Here is a 20,824-nt window from a genome sequence, read left to right on the forward strand (position 1 = left end):
CCGCCCCCAGAACAAGTTTGTGCAATCAAAAAATCTCGTGTAATATACAGCAGGGAACAGGGTTGAAAGCCTCTTGATATATGGCTTTGTGCTTAAAATTTGTACCTCACTTACCTGCTATCTGCTAGAAGTAGTAGAAAATTCATACTGGAGAAAATCGGGAAAGAGGTGATTTTTGCAGTGGTTCTGTAGTATTTTTGGTGCAAGTCTGTCTTAGGAATCACACAATGAAACAGCTTTTCAAACAATTATTTAGCAGTCGAAAACACCTCATTCAGCTAATTCTACCTTTGGTGACGGTTATTATTTTAGCAGCCTCACTGTTTGCCACACCTGCTTTAGCCACAGGCGTGTATCAAATACCCAACCTCACAGCAGGGAATGACACCTGGGTTTTGGATCAAGGTGAAGTTATCAGCCGTCTGAATGAAGGTAAAATTAGCAGCGCTTTTGAGGATTTGGCAAAGCAAACAAATAAGGAAGTCAGAATTGTTACTGTTCGCCGCCTCGACTACGGTGAAACACCAGAAAGCTTTACTAAAGAACTGTTTGAAAAATGGTTCCCCACAAAAGAAGCCCAAGGGAATCAAACCTTATTGGTGATTGACACAGTTACCAATGGTACTGCCATTCTGACTGGGGATGAAGTTAAACCTTTACTCACTGACGCTATTGCCGAGAGTGTAGCGACTGAAACCGTAAGTGTGCCATTACGCAATGGTAACAAATACAACCAGGCATTTCTCGATGCAAGCGATCGCCTTGTCGCCGTCCTCTCCGGTAAAGCCGATCCAGGGCCACCTAAAATAACTGACAATGTACCTGTTGGAGGCACATTCAAGAAAGCAGAAGAAACCGACCAAGGTAATGCTACTGCTTGGGTAGTAGGATTGTTAATTGCCGCCACCGTTATCCCAATGGCGACTTACTATATCTATCAGATAAATCAGCCATCATCTGATGGGTAGTGGGAGAGTTGTTCGATTTTAGATTTTGAATTTTGGATTTTGGATTGAAGAAAAATCTAAAATCTAAAATCTAAAATCTAAAATTGGCTTAATCTTGAACATACTCTTGCCCTGTAACTAAAGCCACCTCAGCCCGGACAAATTCTCGACCCAAATAAGCTGCATGATTTAATTGAGTTACAGGAGGGGGCTGAGTTTCTTCAAAAATCTTCACGCAGAGTTCTTTTGCCGTCCTCGCGTTAAAGACTGTGGTATGAGTTCGTTCTACCTTTTCTCGCGCCGGAATTACCTTTCCCGTTTCGGGATCGACAGCTAAACCGCGATCGTCAATTACATTTGTAAAATGCTTGGCATAAATTAACCCTGTATCTCGATCCAAGTAAATAATAAAATATCCACCGGGATCGAGGTCAATATGACGCTGGGAAAGTTTATCATCAATTGCGGCTAAATCTTCAACTATTAAATCCATAAGCGTTATAAAAAGAAATTTTCTTTCTTCAAGATTTTTATACTCTATATCAAGTGTAATTCGTCGTTTACCGTCTGCCTTGGTAAACTTTTAAGAATCTCGGTTACTAAATGGCAACTCTGCATTAATTGCTTCAATCTGCTGCTGTTCGAGTTGATTCACTTCCTTAATATAGGGAAGTAAAATTTTTCCTAACCGATTATTGTAAAATCGGTGCAAACTGTGGTTGGGCATAGCAGGGAAACCACGGCGTTTTTTATGTCGTCCACCCGCGCCAGGGTCAAAAATTTGGATATTGTTAGCGATCGCCCACTCAATTGGCGCATAATAACAAACATCAAAATGTAAGCAATCTATTTCTTGAAAACTTCCCCAATAGCGTCCATAAAGTTTGTCATCTTTAAACAAACAAAAAGACATTCCTAAAGGATGAGAGTTATCTTCCTCGCTATATGCAGCAACAAACAAGACTCGATGGCGATAATCTGAGTGTAGCTGCTCAAAAAAGCGCTGTGTGAGATACTTACTACCCCACCAACCAAACTTATCACAGGTGTCAGCATAGAAACGGTGCATCAAGGGAAACAAAGACTGAGGGATTTCATCACCAGTCAGTGGTTGTAATCGTAAACCTGCTTTTTCTACAGCTTTGCGTTCCCGCTTGATATTGCGGCGCTGATTGGCGTTAAATACCTTCAAGTAGTCATCAAAAGTTTTAAAGCCTGCATTTTCCCAGATGTAACTGTGGTGTAGCCAAGTTGTAAAACCATGCCGTTCCAGGATAGGACGCCATTGGGGATCGACATAGAGAAAATGACACCCAGAAATTCCATTTTTGGAGCAAAAAGTGTCAATCTCATGTACCATTATCGCTGTAATTTCATCCTCATCTTCTCCTGGGGCGATTAAAAACCGATAGCCTTCAGCCGGAGTAAATGGTGTCATTCCCAGCAATTTTGGGTAATACTGGACTCCGATGCGATCGGCTAACTCTGCCCATTGGTGATCGAAAACAAACTCACCAGAACTATGTCCTTTAAGATAAAGTGGCGCAGCAGCAATCAGCGTTCGATCTCGCCACAATGTCAAATGATTCGGCAACCAACCAGTTTTAGCCGTAGCACTCTGGGAGGTTTCGATATTGTTCAGCCACTCCCATTCTAAAAATGGCGTTTTGAGTGGCATTGCCAAAGCATTCCAGGCATTTTGGGGTACTTCAGCGATTTTGTTCGTCCAAACGACAGAATAGCGAGGCTTAGGTTGTTCCACTTTTTAGAAGAGTAGGGAGTAGGGAGTAGGGAGTAGGGGAATAAGAATTTTAGATTTTAGATTTTGGATTTTAGATTGAAGAAATTTAATCCAAAATTGTCAACCCAAAATCTAAAATTGAATTGCCCCATGCCCAATCAATAACTTAACTTAGCGTAATCTAATCTGCGGGTCGTTGCAGGCGATAGTGCAAAAACACTTCTTGCTCAACTGTATTAACTTCTAGAAGTTGCAACTTGGGAGCTAAATTGGGTAAAAATCCTTTCCCATCTACAGGTGTGGGTGCGGTATTACCACCTAAAATCAGCGGACAAACAGTCAACCATAATTCATCAATTAAGTCTAATTCCAGTAAGGAAGCGACTAATTTACCTCCACCTAAGACCACCAAGCGTGTTATATGTAGAGAGGCTAGATGCTTCAAAGCTGCGGGCATATCAATTTCTCGCGTTGATGTTTCAAAAACCAGAATTTGCTCAAATTCTGAAGGGTACTCCTCTACTCCGTTTCCCAGAGTTGAGGAAAGCGTCTGTAAACGTCCTTTCCATGAAACCGCTCCTGCTGTTGTCGTGAGTAGCCAACGTCTAACTGGTTGCTGAAAAAAGTGAATTTCCGGATTAAGGTTTGCAGAACGTGTAGTCACTATATGAACTGGCTGCGGAGGCTTCCCTGCTTGGGCCCGAAGTTGCACTAGAGTTGGATCTGATACTGTAAGTGTTGTTCCATAAGCGCCCAGAGTACCAGCACCGAATAGAACGGCATCAGAGGCAGCGATTTGTTTTTCTAAGTGTGCTTTATCAACCCTTGAGCCAAATCGAGCAGGCGATCGCTTAAAATCTGCTATCTTACCATCTACACTCATTGCTAAAACAACTGTAGTATGAGGACGATGTTGCAACATTAACTTGATTTGATAGTTTTAATATTTTCTTTAGTCGTGTATAAATTATCAAAAAAACCATGCCTGCAAGCTACTGTTTTACAATTTCACCACTGTATTTATATGCAGCACAAATCACTTTTCCATCTAGCATATACAAGTTTTGGTATCTCACGTTTCTTTTTGGATTATAGCAATTTGTTATTTTTAAACATTGAAAATAAAATTCTGATAATTTAATAAAATGTCTCATCTAGCTGGTCTAATTACATATCTTTGCTGTTGTGGTTTGCAGATGCAAAGTGAGACACTCGATGACTAATTCCCGCCAATCTTCCTTTCGCCGAATTTTAGTAACGAGAATATTGCTGCTGTTCGTTCCAGTTTTACTTGTAGGCGAGATTGTTGCCTTAAATAAGGCACGTTCTAGCATATTGGGAACTGCGCGTCAAAATTTAACCGAAAGCGCCATCAGTAAAGGTGAGAGAATTGGAGATGCGATCGCAATCTTAAAAGCTAATTTACTGAGTGTAAGTAAAACAACAGTTATTCCGTCGGGTTCGCCCATACAAGAACAAGAAATTCTCACGCAGTTAAGGCAACAACTTCCAGCCAGTATTGAATGCGTCCAATTAACGAATCTGCTAAACCAGAAAATAATTGCTAGTAGCTGTGGAGATCAAGCTATTGGAGAATTGATATTACCTTTGCCAAGTGACGGAATTGATGTCAAATCAATCTTGCCACGAAAGGCAGGAATGACTGGAAAAAGAAACACACAAAATCAACTGCAAGTAGTTTTATCTGCACCAGTTTCCGATAGCCCAAGAAATTTACTTTACAGCTTAAGTATTCAGTCTGCATTGTACCAACAAACCAGAAATCCACCTGGATCGCTCACAGGTGCGATGGTAGTGATTGCTGAAGATGGCACAATTTTGGCACACCCATTCACAGACTGGGTGGGAACTAATATAAATCAGCACCCTTATGCTTCTCAACTCAAAAGCATAATTAAAAATGCGATCGCTGGGCGAAATGATTCAATAAATTTGTCTTTTACAGATGGGAAAGAATTAGTAGCTGGCTATACAGCTATTGCCAATCCACTTAGTCAACAGCAGCAGGAAAAATGGGTAGTCTTAGCTGTTACAAGTGTTGAAAATGCGCTTTTTGGTTTAGAAGAAATCAAATTAATTCTCATCGTTTTGACAGTTGGTTTGATTGGTGCAAGCTTGTTAGCATCTCTATATTTAGCTCCTTACTTGGCACGTCCTGTAGAAGAATTGCGAGATTACGCTCTCAATATTCACTCTCACCACGCTGCACAACCAGTGCCGCACAATTTTCAAATTCGGGAATTCAATCAACTGGCCCAAGCCTTAGACCAAATGGTAGAACGGCTCAAAGCTGGTTCAGAAGAACTAGAAATGGCTTGGAAAGAAGCAAAAACCGCTAACCAAATTAAAAGCCAGTTTTTGGCTACGACTTCTCATGAATTGAGAAACCCATTAAATATTATTATTAACTGTATTCGCTTGGTTGAAGATGGCTTATGTGATGACCGAGAAGAAGAAATGGAGTTTCTCAAACGTGCAGATGAAACAACGATTCATTTGCTAGGTATTATTAATGATTTACTCGACATTTCTAAAATCGAAGCAGGTAAGCTTTCAGTCGTCTCCACACCCCTTGACCTCCGACAAATATTGTTAGAGGTGATTAATTTACAATCAGTGAATGTTCAGCAAAAAGGCTTGCAATTGAAATGTGAGTTAGATTCTCAAGTTATACCAATAAAAGCAGATGCGCCAAAACTAAAACAAGTGCTGATTAATGTTATCGGTAATGCTACTAAGTTCACCGACACAGGAAGTATCACCATTACTACAGAAATTCAACATAGTAGTGGTCAATCTCACGTGGTAGTCGCCGTCAAAGATACAGGTATAGGCATCGATCCAACCCAACAGCATAAACTATTTCGTCCCTTTGTGATGGTGAATGGCACAACCACGCGTCAGTTTGAAGGCACTGGACTGGGACTAGCAATTTCACGAAACTTAATCGAACTCATGGGAGGCAGCATTACTCTTGAAAGTGCAGGACTTCATCAAGGTACAACACTGAAAATTACCTTACCTTTGATTGATATCTCACTGTTAGCGGCTCTTAACAAAGAAGGAAATGTAGAGGATTCGGGATTCTCCTCTGGGAATGACGGGGCAAAAGCAAGCCGCTACCCTAGTCTACAGGATGGGGAAAGTTCTTCTTTGGGGAGCAATAAGCCTGTGAAAATAGAGCTAGACAAAGAGATGTTACCAAAGTCCCTGGTACTAATTGGTAATGAGACTTGCGAGATTCGTCTTTCACCGTTGCAAACTATCCTGGTAAGTCTACCAAAAAGAGGAGTTTGTGCGAATGTGACTTCCGAAAGTTGACTACCCCTTCGGGGCGGGAGTAGGGAGTAGGGAGTAGGGAGTAGGGGAAGAAATCGTTATTGTTCTAACATTTGAAAGAATCGGGTAAAATAATCTGGAAAAGTCTTTGCTGTACAACCAGGATCTTTAATTACAATCCCTGGAACCTTTAAACCAGTGACAGCAAAAGCCATCGCCATTCGATGATCGTGATAGGTTTCAATCGCCGCTGGGGTAATGGGACTAGGCTCAATTCTCAGTTGATCGGCGAATTCTTCCACTTTAACCCCTAACCGACGCAATTCTGTGACAACAGCTTGAATCCGATCGGTTTCCTTATATCGAATATGTTCTACGTTACGAATAGTGATTGGTGAACTGGCAAAGGGGGCGATCGCAGCTAATGTTTGCACCAAATCCGATATATCATTCATATCAATATCGATGCCTTGCAATTGCTTCGGCCCTGTCACTTCAGTGTAATCATCTGAATCCTTAATTTGGCAACCCATCTGCTCTAAAACATTCAGCCAGAGAATATCACCCTGACAGGATTGTTTGGTCAAATGTTTGACGCGCACCCGTCCACCCGTGACGGCGGCGGCGGCAAAAAAGTAAGAAGCATTTGACGCATCGGGTTCTATTGTGTAATGTCGAGCTTGGTAACGTTGACCTGCTTCAATCTGAAATTGATTCTCGCCAATTTGAATCACCTCTACGCCAAAATCGGCCATGAGGCTACAGGTCATTTTGATATAAGACTGAGAAACCAGTGTACCCTCAACCTCAAAAATCGTATCCTGTTGAGCGTAAGGTGCAATCATCAGCAATGCCGAAAGTTGCTGACTTGTTTGGTTGGCTTTCAAGCGAAAATTTCCGCCAGCGAATCCCTGACTATAGAGGGTGTAGGGCATAAACCCGGAGTTTCCCTCAAAGTTAACAGTGGCTCCACCTGTTTCCAGCACCGTCAGCATATCACCCATCGGTCGTTCTCGCATTCGGGGAACGCCATCTAGCCGATATTCGCCATTACCCAGCGCCACCAGCGCCGAAATAAATCGTGCTGTAGTACCTGATAAACCCACAAATAAATCTGCCTGTTTAGCTGGAATATCACCTCCCCTTCCGACAATCTGAATCTGAGCCAGATGAGGATTCAGAGTTATGGGAATACTCAATTGCTCTAAACATTTAGCAAAATACTTGCTGTCTTCACTAAATAAGGCATTTTCCAAAATGGAGTCACCTTGCGCCAAAGCAGCGACAAGCAACGCCCGATTGGTAAGACTTTTAGAACCAGGAATTTCTACCGTGGCATCCACTGGCCGATTTAGAGCAGGAATTTCAATGGTATCCACTTTAGACCTCTACGTAGGCGGTTAGCTACAACCTTATATATTCCCATATCTTGAGCTATAAGGAGCAGGGGGAAATTAATTCAAAATGACGCTCTCTACAAGTGACAAACAGTTGATTCAGATACCTGCCAATCTTAAGCTATATGGAATTGACATCCACCCCAGCCATAAATGGCGTGGATTCTAAGAAGTTGCCTTCTTAGGTTTTCTGCTTCCACGAGTCGGCTTGCTTGGAGGATTTGCATCACCCAAGTAGAGGTCGTTCAGACGTTAACGTTCCCGTGTGCCCCACGGTACGGAGTCCCATCTCAAGTATGTTCCGCGCTGCGTTATGGTCACGGTCTAACACCGTTTCGCAATGGAGACATGAATGAGTTCTAGTGCTAAGAGATTTTTTGACAACCTGACCACAATTAGAACAATTTTGACTCGTATTATGGGGTGGAACTGCAACAGTTGCCACACCAAACACCTTACCAAAGTACTCAACCCATTGCCGGAATTGAGTCCACGCTGCGTCACTAATTGACTTGGCTAAGTGATGGTTCCTCACCATATTTCGCACCTTCAAGTCTTCATACGCCACAATGTCGTTAGACATCACTACGCACCTTGCTAATTTCACAGCAAAGTCTTTACGCTGGCGACTTACCTTTAGGTGCTTACGGGCTAATTTATTTCTAAACCTAGCCCTGTTCTGAGAACCTTTTTTGGTTTTAGAGAAACGACGTTGCAAACGTCTCAAAGACTTCTCGCTTTTACGCAAGTGGCGAGGATTTGCAACTGTTTTCCCATTACTATCGGTGTAGAAATGGTTCAAGCCAACATCAATACCAATAGTTTTACCCTCGCGAATGGAATTCGCGGCTACACTGGCATTGTCCATTGGTGTCTACTTTTGCCAAAAATAGCTTAACTGTTGGCTTCGTCGCCCGCCAGAGAATAAATTCCTTGGGCTTTTAGCTTAAGTCTACTGAAGTAGACTGGAGATTTTTGGCGATATTTAGTTATCTTCAGATGACTTTAGCTATGAGGCGGGAATTTCAATTCCCGGCGGACGAGCGGTTTCGCGTTAAGTTGACACCAATGGGCATTGTCCGCCTCCGCGGACTAAGGTCAAATCAAGGTTTTGAAACCCAGGATCGGTAGCTTTTGTTTGTGTAGACGCGGTTTCTAACCGCCCGTTTCACTGTGCCCTTACGACAGATGTGGTTCAAATACATGAAAACTGCTGTAAGTGAAAAATCTGGCTCTGCTTTTGGGAATACTTTATTTATTCACCCGACTAATCTAGCACCCAGATATTTTTAATATGAAATGGATTAAACCATATATATTATATTTTGTAACCTTTTCCTTGCCTTTGTCTTTGTTTTCTGCATTAACAGCAGAAGTACAGGCTCAGTCCTACCATCCCAATAAAACTTGGCAAATTAGTCAGACATTTAAGCCGCCACAGCGGGGAAAACCTCCTGCAAGTGCTGGTGGTTCTACCCGTGGTAGTTCTTGCCTAACAGGCAAAAAACTAATAACTCCCTTAATCCCTCCAGATAAATTAGGGTTGACATTTGCTGAACATCCAACATTTTTCTGGTATGTACCTCCATCTCCAGTCAAAACAGCCAAGTTTCTGCTCTTGGATAAAGACGAGAACGTATTTTATGAAACATCTTTTACACTTCCAGATAAACCGGGAATTATTAACTTCAAACTTCCTGATACTGCCCCTGCACTCGCTGTAGGTAAGACTTATCATTGGTATCTAACAATTGCTTGTAATACTCAAGACTCTAGTGAAAACCCCACTGTAGATGGTTGGGTGGAACGCACTCAACCAGAATTAGGTTTGTCGGAGTCTTTAACAAAGGCAAATTTGCATAAGTTGCCCAGCATCTATGCAGAAGCAGGGATTTGGCATGAAGCGCTGACTAGTTTGGTGAAGTTACGCGAGACTGAGCCGAATAATTTTAAGGCGAGGCTGGATTGGAGACAATTTTTCAAGTCAGTTGGTTTGAGTGCGATCGCTTTTGAACCATTGATCGATTGTTGCACATCTAGGAAATAAGGGCATGGGGCAAAACAGTTCCGAGTTCCGAGTGCTGAGTGGGGAATCTCACTTCTTTACTCAGCACGGGCTTAAACCTTAGCTATCCCCTAACAGCACTCTTGAGCGGCATTGGGCTGAGGGAGAATTCCTAACTCCCAACTCCCAACTCCTAACTCCTAACTCAGCACTCAGCACTCAGCACTAAATATTATGTGGGCAAAGCTGAAACCGCAAATCTGGCAATGGCGTGGTGTTTTACTTGCTGTTCCTAATATTACAGCCCTGGTAATTGCAATACGCTTGACTGGATTACTGCAATTGTTGGAATTAGCTGCACTGGATCAATTTTTTCTCCTCCGTCCACGAGAATCGGCTGATACCCGCATTGTCATAGTTGAGATTAATGAGGCAGATATCCGCAAGCAGGGTCAGTGGCCTATGTCTGATGGAAAACTTGCCAGTTTGTTAGAGAAAATCAAACAACAAAAACCCAGAGCGATCGGTTTAGATATTTATCGTGATTTACCTGTCAATCCCGGTCATCAAGAATTACTTCAGGTATTTAAGTCTACTCCTAATTTGATTGGAGTCCAAAAAGTCTCTGATACTATTGATAGTTCGGCGGTTGATTCCTCTCCAGAACTCAAGAAACTTCATCAAGTTGGGTCGAATGATTTACCCATAGATGGAGATGGCAAAATTCGACGAGCATTATTGTACGTAAATTTAAATAATAACGAGATTCTAGAAAGCTTTGGGTTAAAACTAGCATTGTTGTACTTGAAACCTGAAGGTATTACCGCAAAGCCATCAGCCAATAATTCTAATTACTTGCAGTTAAATCGGGGTGTTTTCCCGATTTTTGAACCTAATGATGGAGGTTATGTCCGAGCAGATGCCGGGAGTTATCAAGTACTGTTGAACTACCGAGGACGAATACAGCAGTTTACTAAAGTCTCTCTTACAGAAGTGCAAGAGAACCGCATCCCACGAGATTTAATGCGAGACAAGGTGGTATTAATTGGTGCTACCGCCGAGAGTTTAAAGGATTTATTCTATACGCCTTACAGCAGTAATGTATTGACTGACCCGGAACGAATGGCGGGTGTAACAATTCATGCTAATGTGATTAGTCAAATTTTAAGTGCAGCAATAGAAGGTCGTCCACCGATCAAGTGTTTACCTGACCCGCTAGAATGGCTATTGATTTTGATTTGGTCAATTATTGGTGCTAGCTTATGTTGGCTACAACGCCACAGTAGCAACCAGAAAACCCTGATGGCTGTTAGTGTTTTTCTGGCGGGTGGTGGTTTAGTTGGTGGCAGTTTTCTAGCGTTTATTGTTGGTTGGTGGATTCCTGTTGTACCTTCATTGCTGGCATTTGTAGGTTCTGCGATCGCACTCACTCAGTATATTGCTCAAAGCGCTACCGAGATGCGAAAAACCCTCGGTCGCTATCTCACTGATGAAATCGTCGCCAATATCCTCGAAACTCCTTCTGGCTTAAAGCTAGGGGGAGAACGCCGAAAAGTTACGGTTCTCGTATCTGATTTAAGAGGATTCTCAGCTATTTCTGAACAATTGTCCCCGGAAGAAGTAGTAAAGATTTTGAATCTTTATTTGGGAACAATGACAGATGTGATTAATCAGTATAAAGGCACAATTAATGAATTTATGGGTGATGGTATTTTTGTGATCTTTGGTGCGCCAATTAGTCGCAAAGATGATTCCCAACGAGCAATCGCCTGTGCTATTGCCATGCAGTTAGCAATGGAGCAAGTAAACAAACAAAATCAGCAAATGAATTTTCCAATCCTCGAAATGGGAATTGGGATTAATACAGGCGAAGCTGTGGCAGGAAATGTTGGTTCTCAAAAACGCGCTCAATATACAGTTATTGGCAGCCATGTTAATTTGGCTGCCCGAATTGAGTCTTATACAGTGGGAGGACAGATTTTAATTTCTGAAAATACCTGTAAAGATGCCAATATTGACCTCCAAATTGCTGGACAACTACAAATAGAACCCAAAGGAATAAAGCATCCTGTGACAATTTGTGAAATTCGTGGCATTGGCGGTAAATATAATTTATTCTTGCCTGAAGATGATGAAGAAATAGTCATTCTCAATCAAGAAGTACCTGTAGAATACACCATTTTACAGGGAAAATATGCCGTAGGAACAGTATTTATAGGGAACTTGATTAGCCTTTCAAAAAAAGGGGCGCAGCTGCGTAGACGCCCAGCGTCTTGTCAGCAGACATCGCCACATTCTTTACATCTTTTGAGCAATCTCAAACTCAAGTTATTGATTGAAGCAGAAATGTCCACAGAAGAATATATCTATGCCAAGGTGATCCAACAATCTAATATTGACGAGCAGCTTTATCTGCTTCGGTTTACAGCTGTTCCGCCAAAAGCGATCGCAATTTTAAATACACTGCGTCAGCTTGGTTGAGACGAGAGTATCAATCATATTGAAACGCTAACAAACAGAGATGTATATAAGTGGGGTAAACCGAAAAAGTAGGTAGTTGAGATTTTTTAAAAAAGTAACAAATGTTGCTGATAAAACCAGGCGATCGCAGTATGATTCTGAACTTAAGCCTGACCAACTCCAATAACTCCTTAATAATTCGTAATTCGTAATTTATGGTATGAAGCAACTAAGTTGAGTTGTGGAGTTCAAAATATGATTTCTTTTAAAACTGAAATTGAATCACATCTAAAAGACAAATGACGAACGTAAACAAATTTCAAAGACTAGTAGAACTTGCAAACGATCACGGAATTATTTGCCAGCCAACACCTGAAGAATGTTTGATTGCATCCTTGCCTGGAGACGATGATTTTTTATTAGCTTTTACTTGGTCTGGTACAGTTGAGGGAGAGCCGCCAGAGCATGAATTAATTGCAATTAGTGTACAGGATATTGTTAAAGAAGTTACTGTTGCAGCTTGGCAGATTCCTATTTATTTATTCGGAAACGTTTTAAGACAAGCTCAGATGCTTGTCACTGCTCACAAAGATTTTGTTAGCTAGCAGATAAGTCCGAGAGGTGTTTTCAAACTCGCTGTTTTCTAAAATAGGCGATCGTAGTCAGGGTGTGTTGATAAATCGCATCAATATGTCGCGGACTGGGGACTAGGGGCTGGGGATTGGGGGCTAGGAAGAGTTTTCTTCTCGTGCGAACGCTGCGCGAACAAAACTTGGGTAGTGGTATGAATCCCCGAACAATTTTCCCAGTCCCCAGTCCCTAATCCCCAGTCCCTTTTTCAATTTTGTTGTGGCTATAGTTTGAAAACGCGCCTTAGTCCCTAGCCTTCAATCTAAACTAGAACAAATGTACTAAATGATATGCTATAATTCTCATACATAGATGTTGAAATCATAGTAGAGGATCAGCTCTAGTTTCTTGCTTTCCTGAGTGCCAAAATATACGGCATGAGTTGAGTGCAAGAGTTATGGCAACATCGATAAATAAAGCAGGTACGAGATTAAAATAATTGAATCCTAAACTCGACTCGGTGCTACTAATTAACGTTGAAAGGCATTGAAGTCTATATTTCTATGTCTTATGAACCCCTGCACCACAAATATCGCCCCAAAAGTTTTGCTGAACTGGTGGGACAAGAGGCGATCGCCACCACCCTCACGAACGCGATCGGCACATCCAAAATCGCCCCCGCCTATTTATTCACTGGGCCAAGAGGTACGGGGAAAACTTCTAGTGCCCGGATTCTGGCTAAATCCCTCAATTGTCTCAAAGGTGATAAGCCCACGGCTGAACCTTGTGGTGTGTGTGAAGTTTGTCAGGGGATCACCAAGGGCTACGCCCTAGATGTAATTGAAATCGATGCCGCTAGTAATACTGGTGTCGATAATATCCGCGAGTTGATTGAAAAAGCCCAGTTTGCTCCTGTGCAGTGTCGCTACAAGGTTTATGTAATCGACGAATGCCTAACTGGAGATTCTCTGGTATTGACTGATAACGGACTTAACAGAATCGATGATCCCAAAATTAAAGGCGAGAGGGTTCTGAGTTACAACGACTCATCAGGTAAATGGGAATTCAAAAAAGTTGTCAGGTGGTTAGATCAAGGAGAACGTCAAACCTTCGTTATCAAGACAACTAACCGAGAAATTAGATGTACGGGTAATCATTTAATTAGGACAAACCAGGGATGGCTGCCAGCAAAGGACGTAAGAGAAGGAGTGAAGATACTATCGCCTGTGAATGTGGATGTGGCATCCTCATTTACAAATTTGGTATCGATGGACGCACCCGGAGATTTGTTGGCGGACACCAGTTTAAAGGCAATACATCTGGGCAAAAATTATACGACCTGGAATCTATCCTTAAACAAGCCGAATTACTCCGACCTTTCTGTGCTTGCGGGTGTGGTGAAAAGCTTGATATCCCAACCTTTTTACAAAAAAAAGGCCGAGGAATCATTAGCATCCAGTCTCGCTGGGAAAAACATCCATATAAAAAAGGACACGAATTGCATACAGAAGGATTCTCTGGTGGAGAGAATCAACTCATCGCCAGTTGGCTTACAGCAATGGGATATTCAGTTGCAACAAAATTTTACACCAGGAGTAGTACAGGCAAGACATACTACTACATCCAGATGGGTGCAAGCACCAGTAGAAAATGGCTGGCAGACCTTAAACAATATTCCATCCCCTCAATGGATTACAAGTTTGGAGACTGTCGAATCTGTTCACCTCGCTGGGACTGAGCGAGTCTATGATATTGAAGTAGCAGATAATCATAACTTTGTAGCAAATGGGCTTTTGGTACACAATTGCCACATGCTCAGTACTCAAGCCTTCAATGCGCTACTTAAGACACTAGAGGAACCACCGAGACACGTGGTTTTTGTATTGGCGACAACAGACCCGCAACGGGTGTTACCAACGATTATTTCACGCTGTCAAAGGTTTGATTTTAGACGCATTCAGTTAGAGGCGATGGTGAAGCATTTAAGTGCGATCGCATCTTTTGAAAACATTCATATTTCACATGATGCTGTCACCCTGGTAGCCCAACTTGCTCAGGGAGGGTTACGGGATGCTGAAAGTCTACTTGACCAATTGGGTTTGTTAGCGGGTGAAGTGACACCAGAGCGAGTTTGGGATTTAGTTGGAACAGTAAGCGAACAGGACTTGCTGAGTCTTTTAAATGCGATCGCTCAAGATAAACCGGAAGCTGTTCTAGACTGTACTCACTACATCCTAGATCGTGGTCGAGAACCCCTAACTATTTTGCAAAATCTCGCCGCTTTTTACCGCGATTTACTCATAGCTAAAACAGCACCCAACCGTCACGATTTGGTTGCTTGTACTCAGCAAACCTGGACAGCGCTGGTTGAGTTTGCTCAATACTTCGATATGAGCGGGATTTTGGCGGGACAGAAACACTTGCGAGAAGCTGAAGTGCAAATTAAAAATACCACCCAGCCGCGTTTGTGGTTAGAGGTAACATTACTAGGATTGTTACCCAGTGCGACGAATATTCAGCCACAAGCCCCAAGTGTCGCGCCACGAGTTAATACACCTGTTGTATCTCCAAATTATCTTCCAGCAATTGCCCAAAATCAGCCCGTCTCTTCTGTACCTCTAACTGAACCGCAAACAAATCATAATTCTGCAAACCATCATCAAGCAGTTGCCCAAAATCAGCCTGTCTCTTCTGTACCTCTAACTGAACCGCAAACAAATCATAATTCTGCAAACCATCATCAAGCGGCTGCCCAAAATCAGCCCGTCATTTCATCTCCCCCAGTTGAACAGCAAACAAATCACAATTCTGCTGCTAACTCAGTTTCACCACCAACCCCAGAACCTATATCTGTTCCTGTGCCACCTGCAAACGTTGAACCAGTAACTTCAGAAGTTATTGGGGAAGCAACTTATGACTTAACTCAGGTTTGGCAACAGGTGCTTGCTAACCTCCAGCCAAAATCAAGGCAAGAAATGTTGCGTCAAATGAGCCAACTTATAGAGTTCGACGGTGTTGTGGCTCGAATTGCGATTAAACAAGCATGGTATGACAAGGGAAAATCTTATCTACCGATGATTACGGCAGCTTTCCAGCAGACTTTCCAGCGTGAAATCCAGATAAATATAGAAAAAGGAATTTCTTCAAACTCTACCTCAGCCAAAAAAAATCCTCCCCCAAAAGACTCTACTCGCCCTCAGCAACCACCCACACCCAGTTACAACCAGCAAGTTCCGTCTTCAGCGCCAGTACGACAGCCAACCACTCCACCACCAGCACCGACAGCAGCAAAAAATGGAAATAGCATAAATGGCAATGGGGCAAATGGAAACGGCGTAAATAGAAATGGGGTAAATGGAAATGGGGCGCAAACTTTGCCTCCACCCCCAAAACAAACACCCGCACCTGATTGGGAACCTGATGAAGTAGCGATCGCAGCTCAACGTGTAGCAGAATTTTTCAATGGACAAATTATCCGTTTTGCAGATGATTTCCCAGAATTCTCCGATTCGGTAACTACACCAGAATGGGTAGAAGAAGCAGACGTGGATGATTAATAAAAGGGATTGGGGATTGGGGATTGGGGATTGGGGACTGGGGATTGGGTATTATGTATTAAAAAAATCTCCCCTAGTCCCCAGTCCCTATTCCCTATTCACCATGCCCAGTATGCAAAGTTTTCACCCATTTTAGCCGCTTTGGTCTTACCGACATGCGGGCAGTAGTACTGCTCATAACGACTAACCAGTGCAACATATATAAACTGCCACGCAGGGTTTGCACGAGCATTATAAAATATGTAGAAAGTGGGAATTTTTGATCTTGACGTATTCGTTTCAGACCTGTAAACATCCCTACCATCGACATAGAAATAGACAAACCAGTGATGGGACTTAATATTGGTGGACGATGACGAGCGATCGCCATTAATAAATCTGGTATTGCTGCTGTCGGCAAGATATACATAATCAGCATAAAAATCAGCAAATCCCAGCTTTTGCGCGTTCCCATGCGGTTTTTGAGAATTAAATCCCAATAATCCAGATAGCGCTGATAACCACCTTCTGCCCAACGGTTGCGCTGATGCCAGAGTGAGATCGCACTTGTCACACCTTCTTCTTGCACCGCTGGATGGAAAACACACTCAATATCCCATTTCTCCAAATGTAAGCGGATTGTCAAATCCAAATCATCGGTAATGGTTTCCTCATTCCAGCCACCGCAGCTTTCTAAGGCGGAACGGCGGACAAATTGACCATTGCCCCGCAGTTCGCCAATGCCACCAAGGGCAGTCCGTTGTTGCTGAAACCAGGTATCAAGGGCCATTTCTGCCATTTGACCCTTAGTCCAAAAGTTATCTTTAGCGTTGGCGATCGCTTTTCGCACCTGCACCGCCCCCACATTTTCTCTTTGAAATAAAGGTACTACCTGTTGCAGCAAATCTGGTGTCACTTGAGCATCAGCATCAAATACTGCGATGATATCGCCCTTTGTCAGCGGCAATACCTGATTCAACGCCCCCGATTTGCCACCAGTAGCTTCTGCTGAACGCCTTAGTACTTTCAGCTGGTTGTGTTTCTGTTCGAGTTCTGCTAATAAATGTGGTGTGCTATCACTGCTGTGATCGTCAATTATCCAAATTTCGTACTGCCCACCTGGATATTCCAGATTACAAAGATTTTTGACTAATTTCGCAATTACCGCTTCCTCATTTTTCGCAGCCACCAGCACAGAGACAGAAGGCAAATCTCCCTGTATTTCTTTTGGGTTACGGCGGGATTTAGTAAACACTACCACCAAAGCATGAAATCCTAGAATGGTGGTTAGTCCTAGAATAAAAATGGAAGCCCAAGAAACTAAATGTAGAGCGATCGTGCCACTCCAGACGATAGTCAAGACTAGAGCCGCTTTGCCTCTACGACCTTGAAACCGGGATGGTAGAGACACCGGATCTGTCTCTAACACCGACTCCTCATCTACTGATAGGTCAGATAACAAGGAGTTGAGCGGATCAAGCTCTTGATAAGAATCTTCTTCGGGCCAGGAATTCGCTGGCATAGATTAGGTTGCTTGATTCAAAAACCACTATTTGTCTACAGTTAGTAATTTTACGGACAAATATCCCTAAGCTACTTTTCCCGATATTAATCGGAATGGGCAAACTGCAATACCCGCTATCCCTAAGCCAAAAGCCACTGGGACTACCTTTGTTGTCACCGCCACTCTGCGTAATTACTTGACATTAACCACGTTTGCTACTCTTAGACAGAGGCTTGATTCCTTTGATAGCCAGTTCGGCAGGAAGCTTGTAGAGTCGGACTTTCTCCAAAGAGAACTCCAGTTTAGGCAAAGTAATAGCAAGGTAGCAGCAGCTTTTTATTGGGAGAAACTGCAATAACATTATCCACCACTTTACAGTCGGGATTTTTAGTGTTACCGTTCCCAGCTTCGATAACAGTTAATGCAGCATCATTGTAACCGAAATTTTAATATTTCTTAGCAGGAACTTCATTTATTGGGCATTGACAAAGAGGCAGAGGGGCGGGGTGCGGGGGGCGGAGGGGAAAATTCTTCTCCCTTGCTCCCTGCTCCCTGCCTCCTTGCTTCTTCCCGACTCCCTCATGTGCTTTAGACACGTCTTTTGGGAATACTACTAACAGCCACTAATATCCCCAGTTGCAAACTAACTTGAGGAATATTTAATAATGTCTATTGAGCAACTTCAGCCTGCCACTCAACAACAAGCCAGTGTTTACTTACCTTACGTTCAGGGCGCTAGGCGCAATTTCTTACCCTACGCCATCAGTCTTTATCAAAAAGGGGTCTTGGAGGGACATCGGAAGATAGAAGCCAGTGAACATGTCCCCTTTGTCGCCTCCTGGAATGTTGCCACCCTACCCTCAGACTTAACTCGTTGCCGAATTCAGTTTGATGGCAACGCTGACCTAAGTTATGAACTGATGATGGCTAGTTTCGAGTTTATTAATTTTTTAATTGAACTTATGGACAACTATAAACGTTATCGCGTAACCGATTTTTCACAACCGTTTTACCGCAAACTATTGCGTATAGATGATTGATTCAATTCAGCCGGACACCATACTGAGTGCTGAGTGCTGAGTGCTGAGTGCTGAGTTTTGAAGTTGAGTACTCAGTACTTTTGCACTATGGTAAAAGCCCCGCCTATGAGGGGCGATCTTTTAACTCAGCACGGGCTAAACGCCCCGCTACCGCTAACGGAACTCAGCACTCTTCATAACAGCCTCCCAGTTTCAAAACATCTTCTTAGTTTCGATGTCTTTTCTTCTTTTCAAAAGAATACCAAAACCAGCTAGCATCAAGCTTCCGAGAAGGCTAGTGGGTTCTGGAATAGAAGTTTCATCTATAGGTACTTTAATTCTCAAATTTGCCAAGGTAGCGTTAGTTATGGTCAAGGATGTTATGGTTGGCAAACCTGGAATATCGGACTGGAAATCAAAGACTGTGGGAGTTAAACTACCATTGGGATTACTATATCGCTCCCCATATCCACTCACTTCAAAAGTGCCTTGATACTGCTTTCCGGTGTCTGGGTCGGTGACAGTGCCAGTGTAGAAAGCCTTTGTGAGATTAAATTCATCCTGAACTACTCCTTGAAATGTAGTTCCTGTCAATTGTCCCTGGTAAAGGAAGGGTGTCAACTGACCACCAGAGAGAACTGGCGATGTGAGAACACCATCAAAGGAGACAATTGGAATACCTTTAAAATCAACAAAGTAATGCAGACTTCCATCAGAGCGTGTTTGTACCTTTAAATAGTCTGACTGGTATACAGGAACATAATTAGGATTATTCTTAGTACCTAAATTCCGGTAATAAGTTCCAGTGTCATCCGTATCAATACGAGTAATACTGTTATTGAAATTGGGATTATTTCTAGGAAGTTCGATTGTTCCTGATAAAGTACCGATGCTTTCAATTGTGATGAATTGAGCCGCAATTGCACTGGCGCTACTGAAAGCGATCGCTACTGTTGCTAAACAACTACTACTAACAACTGCAAACCCTAGCTTAATCCCTGATGAACTCACTTTCATTAACAAATTGCTCCTTTAATTGCCGATGGTAGATACACTTAATCTGCTGAGATTCATTGCAAATTTTTCTCCAGCACGATTTATTATTCCCAAGCTTATGATGGAAGTTTCATCGGCAAAAAAAGCCTTATCAATCGCTATTTTTATTCTTGCTTTTGTGGAGCGTGTCGGCGAAAATCACCTGATTACTCAATTTGAATCTCGCTTTATTACGAGAAGATGTTTAAATAGTTCTAAATTTTAGCCGTTTTTTGTGATTTATTCACGTAAATCTGATCTTAAAGGTAAGTAAATCTCCACTCTTACCACAACACATCAGATGAACTATAGGAATCATACTTGAATCTTGCTAATTATACTGAGAAACAAACCTTTGTATGGCAAGCTTCTAGCCAATTTGGTTTTTCAGAAATCAAATATGAGTCCTATAGTACAACACGGCGTAAATAAACCATCCATTCAAAATCAATGAAACGCTTACGCTGTATTAATTTTGGATTTTGAATTTTGTTAGCGCAGCATAAAGCCTTTGGCATGGCAACGCTATGAGCGAGTCTGCGTACCCTTACAGGGAAGCAAGCTACGCTTTTAGCGTCTCGTAGAGAGCGTCATTTTGAATTCCGCCTTGCGGTACTAGGCTCCCGTCTGCTTAATATGGAAACAAATTACTACAAAGCCTCCAACGCATCCTAGCAACAGATAGCAGAGATGAACAAAATTTCAACTCTTTCTCATCTCTCCATTCCCCATTCAGAAATTTTGGTCGAGTACTAGGCTAGGATCTTAGTATTACAAGTCCTTTGATAAACCATGAATGGATCAAACCGATTAGGTAAGGAATCCTTGCCAACATCCCAGCAAGTAGAACATTCTCACCATCACGATACAGACGACGAGCATACAGATCATACTCATAGAACTGGAGAGTCGACTCATCCTCACATCCATAGTGAAGAGTCTTTACGGCGAATTGTCAATCGATTATCGCGCATAGAAGGACATGTTCGTGGTATTAAGGCAATGGTGCAGCAAAGTACACCTTGTCCTGATGTTTTACTGCAAATTGCCGCAGTGCGGGGTGCATTGGATCGGGTAGCGCGGATTGTTTTGGATGAACATTTAACAGAGTGTATTGGTAGAGCCGCACAAGAAGGTAATATTGATGTTGAAATTAAACAGTTAAAAGCTGCTTTAGATCGGTTTTTACCTTAAGAACTAGAAAATTAATGTGAAATACATTCCCAAAATTCATGATGCACTAACAGCGACACATCAAAATTCAATAAGTGCATCGTGATATTTACCCCTCTCATAATAAAATATGCTAT

15 protein-coding genes and 1 pseudogene are annotated in these 20,824 nt (G+C 42.5%); 9 read left to right on the forward strand and 7 right to left on the reverse strand.

Going from position 1 to position 20,824, the window contains the following annotated elements; genetic code table 11:
• The first annotated feature begins 227 nt into the window (after nucleotides 1-227).
• Nucleotides 228-968, forward strand: coding sequence for a photosystem II repair protein Psb32 (gene psb32, locus V7L07_RS30740; protein ID WP_335063151.1), 741 nt, complete (start codon nucleotides 228-230; stop codon nucleotides 966-968).
• Nucleotides 969-1,056: 88 nt separating this feature from the next.
• Here the strand turns inward: psb32 and V7L07_RS30745 are convergent, their stop codons facing one another.
• The 3 genes from V7L07_RS30745 to V7L07_RS30755 form a co-directional block, all read right to left on the reverse strand.
• Nucleotides 1,057-1,440 (reverse strand): DUF4346 domain-containing protein, encoded by a 384-nt coding sequence (locus tag V7L07_RS30745; RefSeq protein WP_335063153.1) that lies wholly within the window; start codon nucleotides 1,438-1,440, stop codon nucleotides 1,057-1,059.
• Between the two features lie 90 nt (nucleotides 1,441-1,530).
• Nucleotides 1,531-2,709, reverse strand: coding sequence for a GNAT family N-acetyltransferase (locus V7L07_RS30750; RefSeq protein WP_335063155.1), 1,179 nt, complete (start codon nucleotides 2,707-2,709; stop codon nucleotides 1,531-1,533).
• 160 nt (nucleotides 2,710-2,869) lie between these two features.
• Nucleotides 2,870-3,610 carry a RibD family protein gene (locus V7L07_RS30755; protein ID WP_335063156.1) on the reverse strand — a complete coding sequence of 247 codons (741 nt, stop codon included), beginning with the start codon at nucleotides 3,608-3,610 and terminating at the stop codon, nucleotides 2,870-2,872.
• A 293-nt stretch (nucleotides 3,611-3,903) separates the two neighbouring features.
• On the opposite strand from V7L07_RS30755, the gene V7L07_RS30760 reads away from it, so the two are divergent.
• Nucleotides 3,904-6,030: an ATP-binding protein gene (locus tag V7L07_RS30760; RefSeq protein ID WP_335063158.1), complete on the forward strand. Its 2,127-nt coding sequence runs from the start codon at nucleotides 3,904-3,906 to the stop codon at nucleotides 6,028-6,030.
• A 56-nt stretch (nucleotides 6,031-6,086) separates the two neighbouring features.
• Here V7L07_RS30760 and aroA read toward each other — a convergent pair whose 3' ends face one another.
• Nucleotides 6,087-7,367, reverse strand: a complete 1,281-nt coding sequence (gene aroA / locus V7L07_RS30765) for a 3-phosphoshikimate 1-carboxyvinyltransferase (RefSeq protein WP_335063159.1) — start codon at nucleotides 7,365-7,367, stop codon at nucleotides 6,087-6,089.
• A gap of 183 nt (nucleotides 7,368-7,550) precedes the next feature.
• Nucleotides 7,551-8,214, reverse strand: a pseudogene (locus V7L07_RS30770) (RNA-guided endonuclease InsQ/TnpB family protein); the annotation flags it as partial.
• 465 nt (nucleotides 8,215-8,679) lie between these two features.
• Here V7L07_RS30770 and V7L07_RS30775 point away from each other — a divergent pair.
• The 4 genes from V7L07_RS30775 (at nucleotide 8,680) to dnaX (ending at nucleotide 15,977) form a co-directional block, all read left to right on the forward strand.
• Entirely contained in the window at nucleotides 8,680-9,432 is a 753-nt protein-coding gene (locus V7L07_RS30775) for a DUF928 domain-containing protein (protein ID WP_335063160.1), read from the forward strand.
• A gap of 192 nt (nucleotides 9,433-9,624) precedes the next feature.
• On the forward strand, nucleotides 9,625-11,871 hold the full coding sequence (locus V7L07_RS30780) for a CHASE2 domain-containing protein (RefSeq protein ID WP_335063162.1): 2,247 nt from the start codon (nucleotides 9,625-9,627) through the stop codon (nucleotides 11,869-11,871).
• Nucleotides 11,872-12,149: 278 nt separating this feature from the next.
• On the forward strand, nucleotides 12,150-12,455 hold the full coding sequence (locus V7L07_RS30785) for a hypothetical protein (protein ID WP_334776756.1): 306 nt from the start codon (nucleotides 12,150-12,152) through the stop codon (nucleotides 12,453-12,455).
• A 528-nt stretch (nucleotides 12,456-12,983) separates the two neighbouring features.
• Complete coding sequence (gene dnaX, locus V7L07_RS30790; RefSeq protein WP_335063163.1) at nucleotides 12,984-15,977, forward strand: DNA polymerase III subunit gamma/tau; 2,994 nt, start codon at nucleotides 12,984-12,986, stop codon at nucleotides 15,975-15,977.
• A gap of 94 nt (nucleotides 15,978-16,071) precedes the next feature.
• On the opposite strand, the gene V7L07_RS30795 is transcribed toward dnaX, so the two are convergent.
• Nucleotides 16,072-17,478, reverse strand: a complete 1,407-nt coding sequence (locus V7L07_RS30795; protein ID WP_335063165.1) for a glycosyltransferase — start codon at nucleotides 17,476-17,478, stop codon at nucleotides 16,072-16,074.
• Between the two features lie 647 nt (nucleotides 17,479-18,125).
• Here V7L07_RS30795 and ebsA point away from each other — a divergent pair.
• Nucleotides 18,126-18,500 (forward strand): type IV pilus biogenesis protein EbsA, encoded by a 375-nt coding sequence (gene ebsA / locus V7L07_RS30800; RefSeq protein ID WP_104905290.1) that lies wholly within the window; start codon nucleotides 18,126-18,128, stop codon nucleotides 18,498-18,500.
• Nucleotides 18,501-18,692: 192 nt separating this feature from the next.
• Here the strand turns inward: ebsA and V7L07_RS30805 are convergent, their stop codons facing one another.
• Nucleotides 18,693-19,496 carry a PEP-CTERM sorting domain-containing protein gene (locus tag V7L07_RS30805; RefSeq protein WP_335063167.1) on the reverse strand — a complete coding sequence of 268 codons (804 nt, stop codon included), beginning with the start codon at nucleotides 19,494-19,496 and terminating at the stop codon, nucleotides 18,693-18,695.
• Between the two features lie 25 nt (nucleotides 19,497-19,521).
• Here V7L07_RS30805 and V7L07_RS30810 point away from each other — a divergent pair, with 25 nt between their 5' ends.
• Together V7L07_RS30810 and V7L07_RS30815 are read left to right on the forward strand one after the other, a co-directional pair.
• Nucleotides 19,522-19,740 carry a hypothetical protein gene (locus V7L07_RS30810; protein ID WP_335063169.1) on the forward strand — a complete coding sequence of 73 codons (219 nt, stop codon included), beginning with the start codon at nucleotides 19,522-19,524 and terminating at the stop codon, nucleotides 19,738-19,740.
• A gap of 566 nt (nucleotides 19,741-20,306) precedes the next feature.
• Complete coding sequence (locus V7L07_RS30815; RefSeq protein ID WP_335063170.1) at nucleotides 20,307-20,708, forward strand: metal-sensitive transcriptional regulator; 402 nt, start codon at nucleotides 20,307-20,309, stop codon at nucleotides 20,706-20,708.
• The last annotated feature ends 116 nt before the right edge of the window (nucleotides 20,709-20,824 follow it).

The organism is Nostoc sp. (assembly GCF_036916985.1).
Taxonomy (GTDB): Bacteria; Cyanobacteriota; Cyanobacteriia; order Cyanobacteriales; family Nostocaceae; genus Nostoc.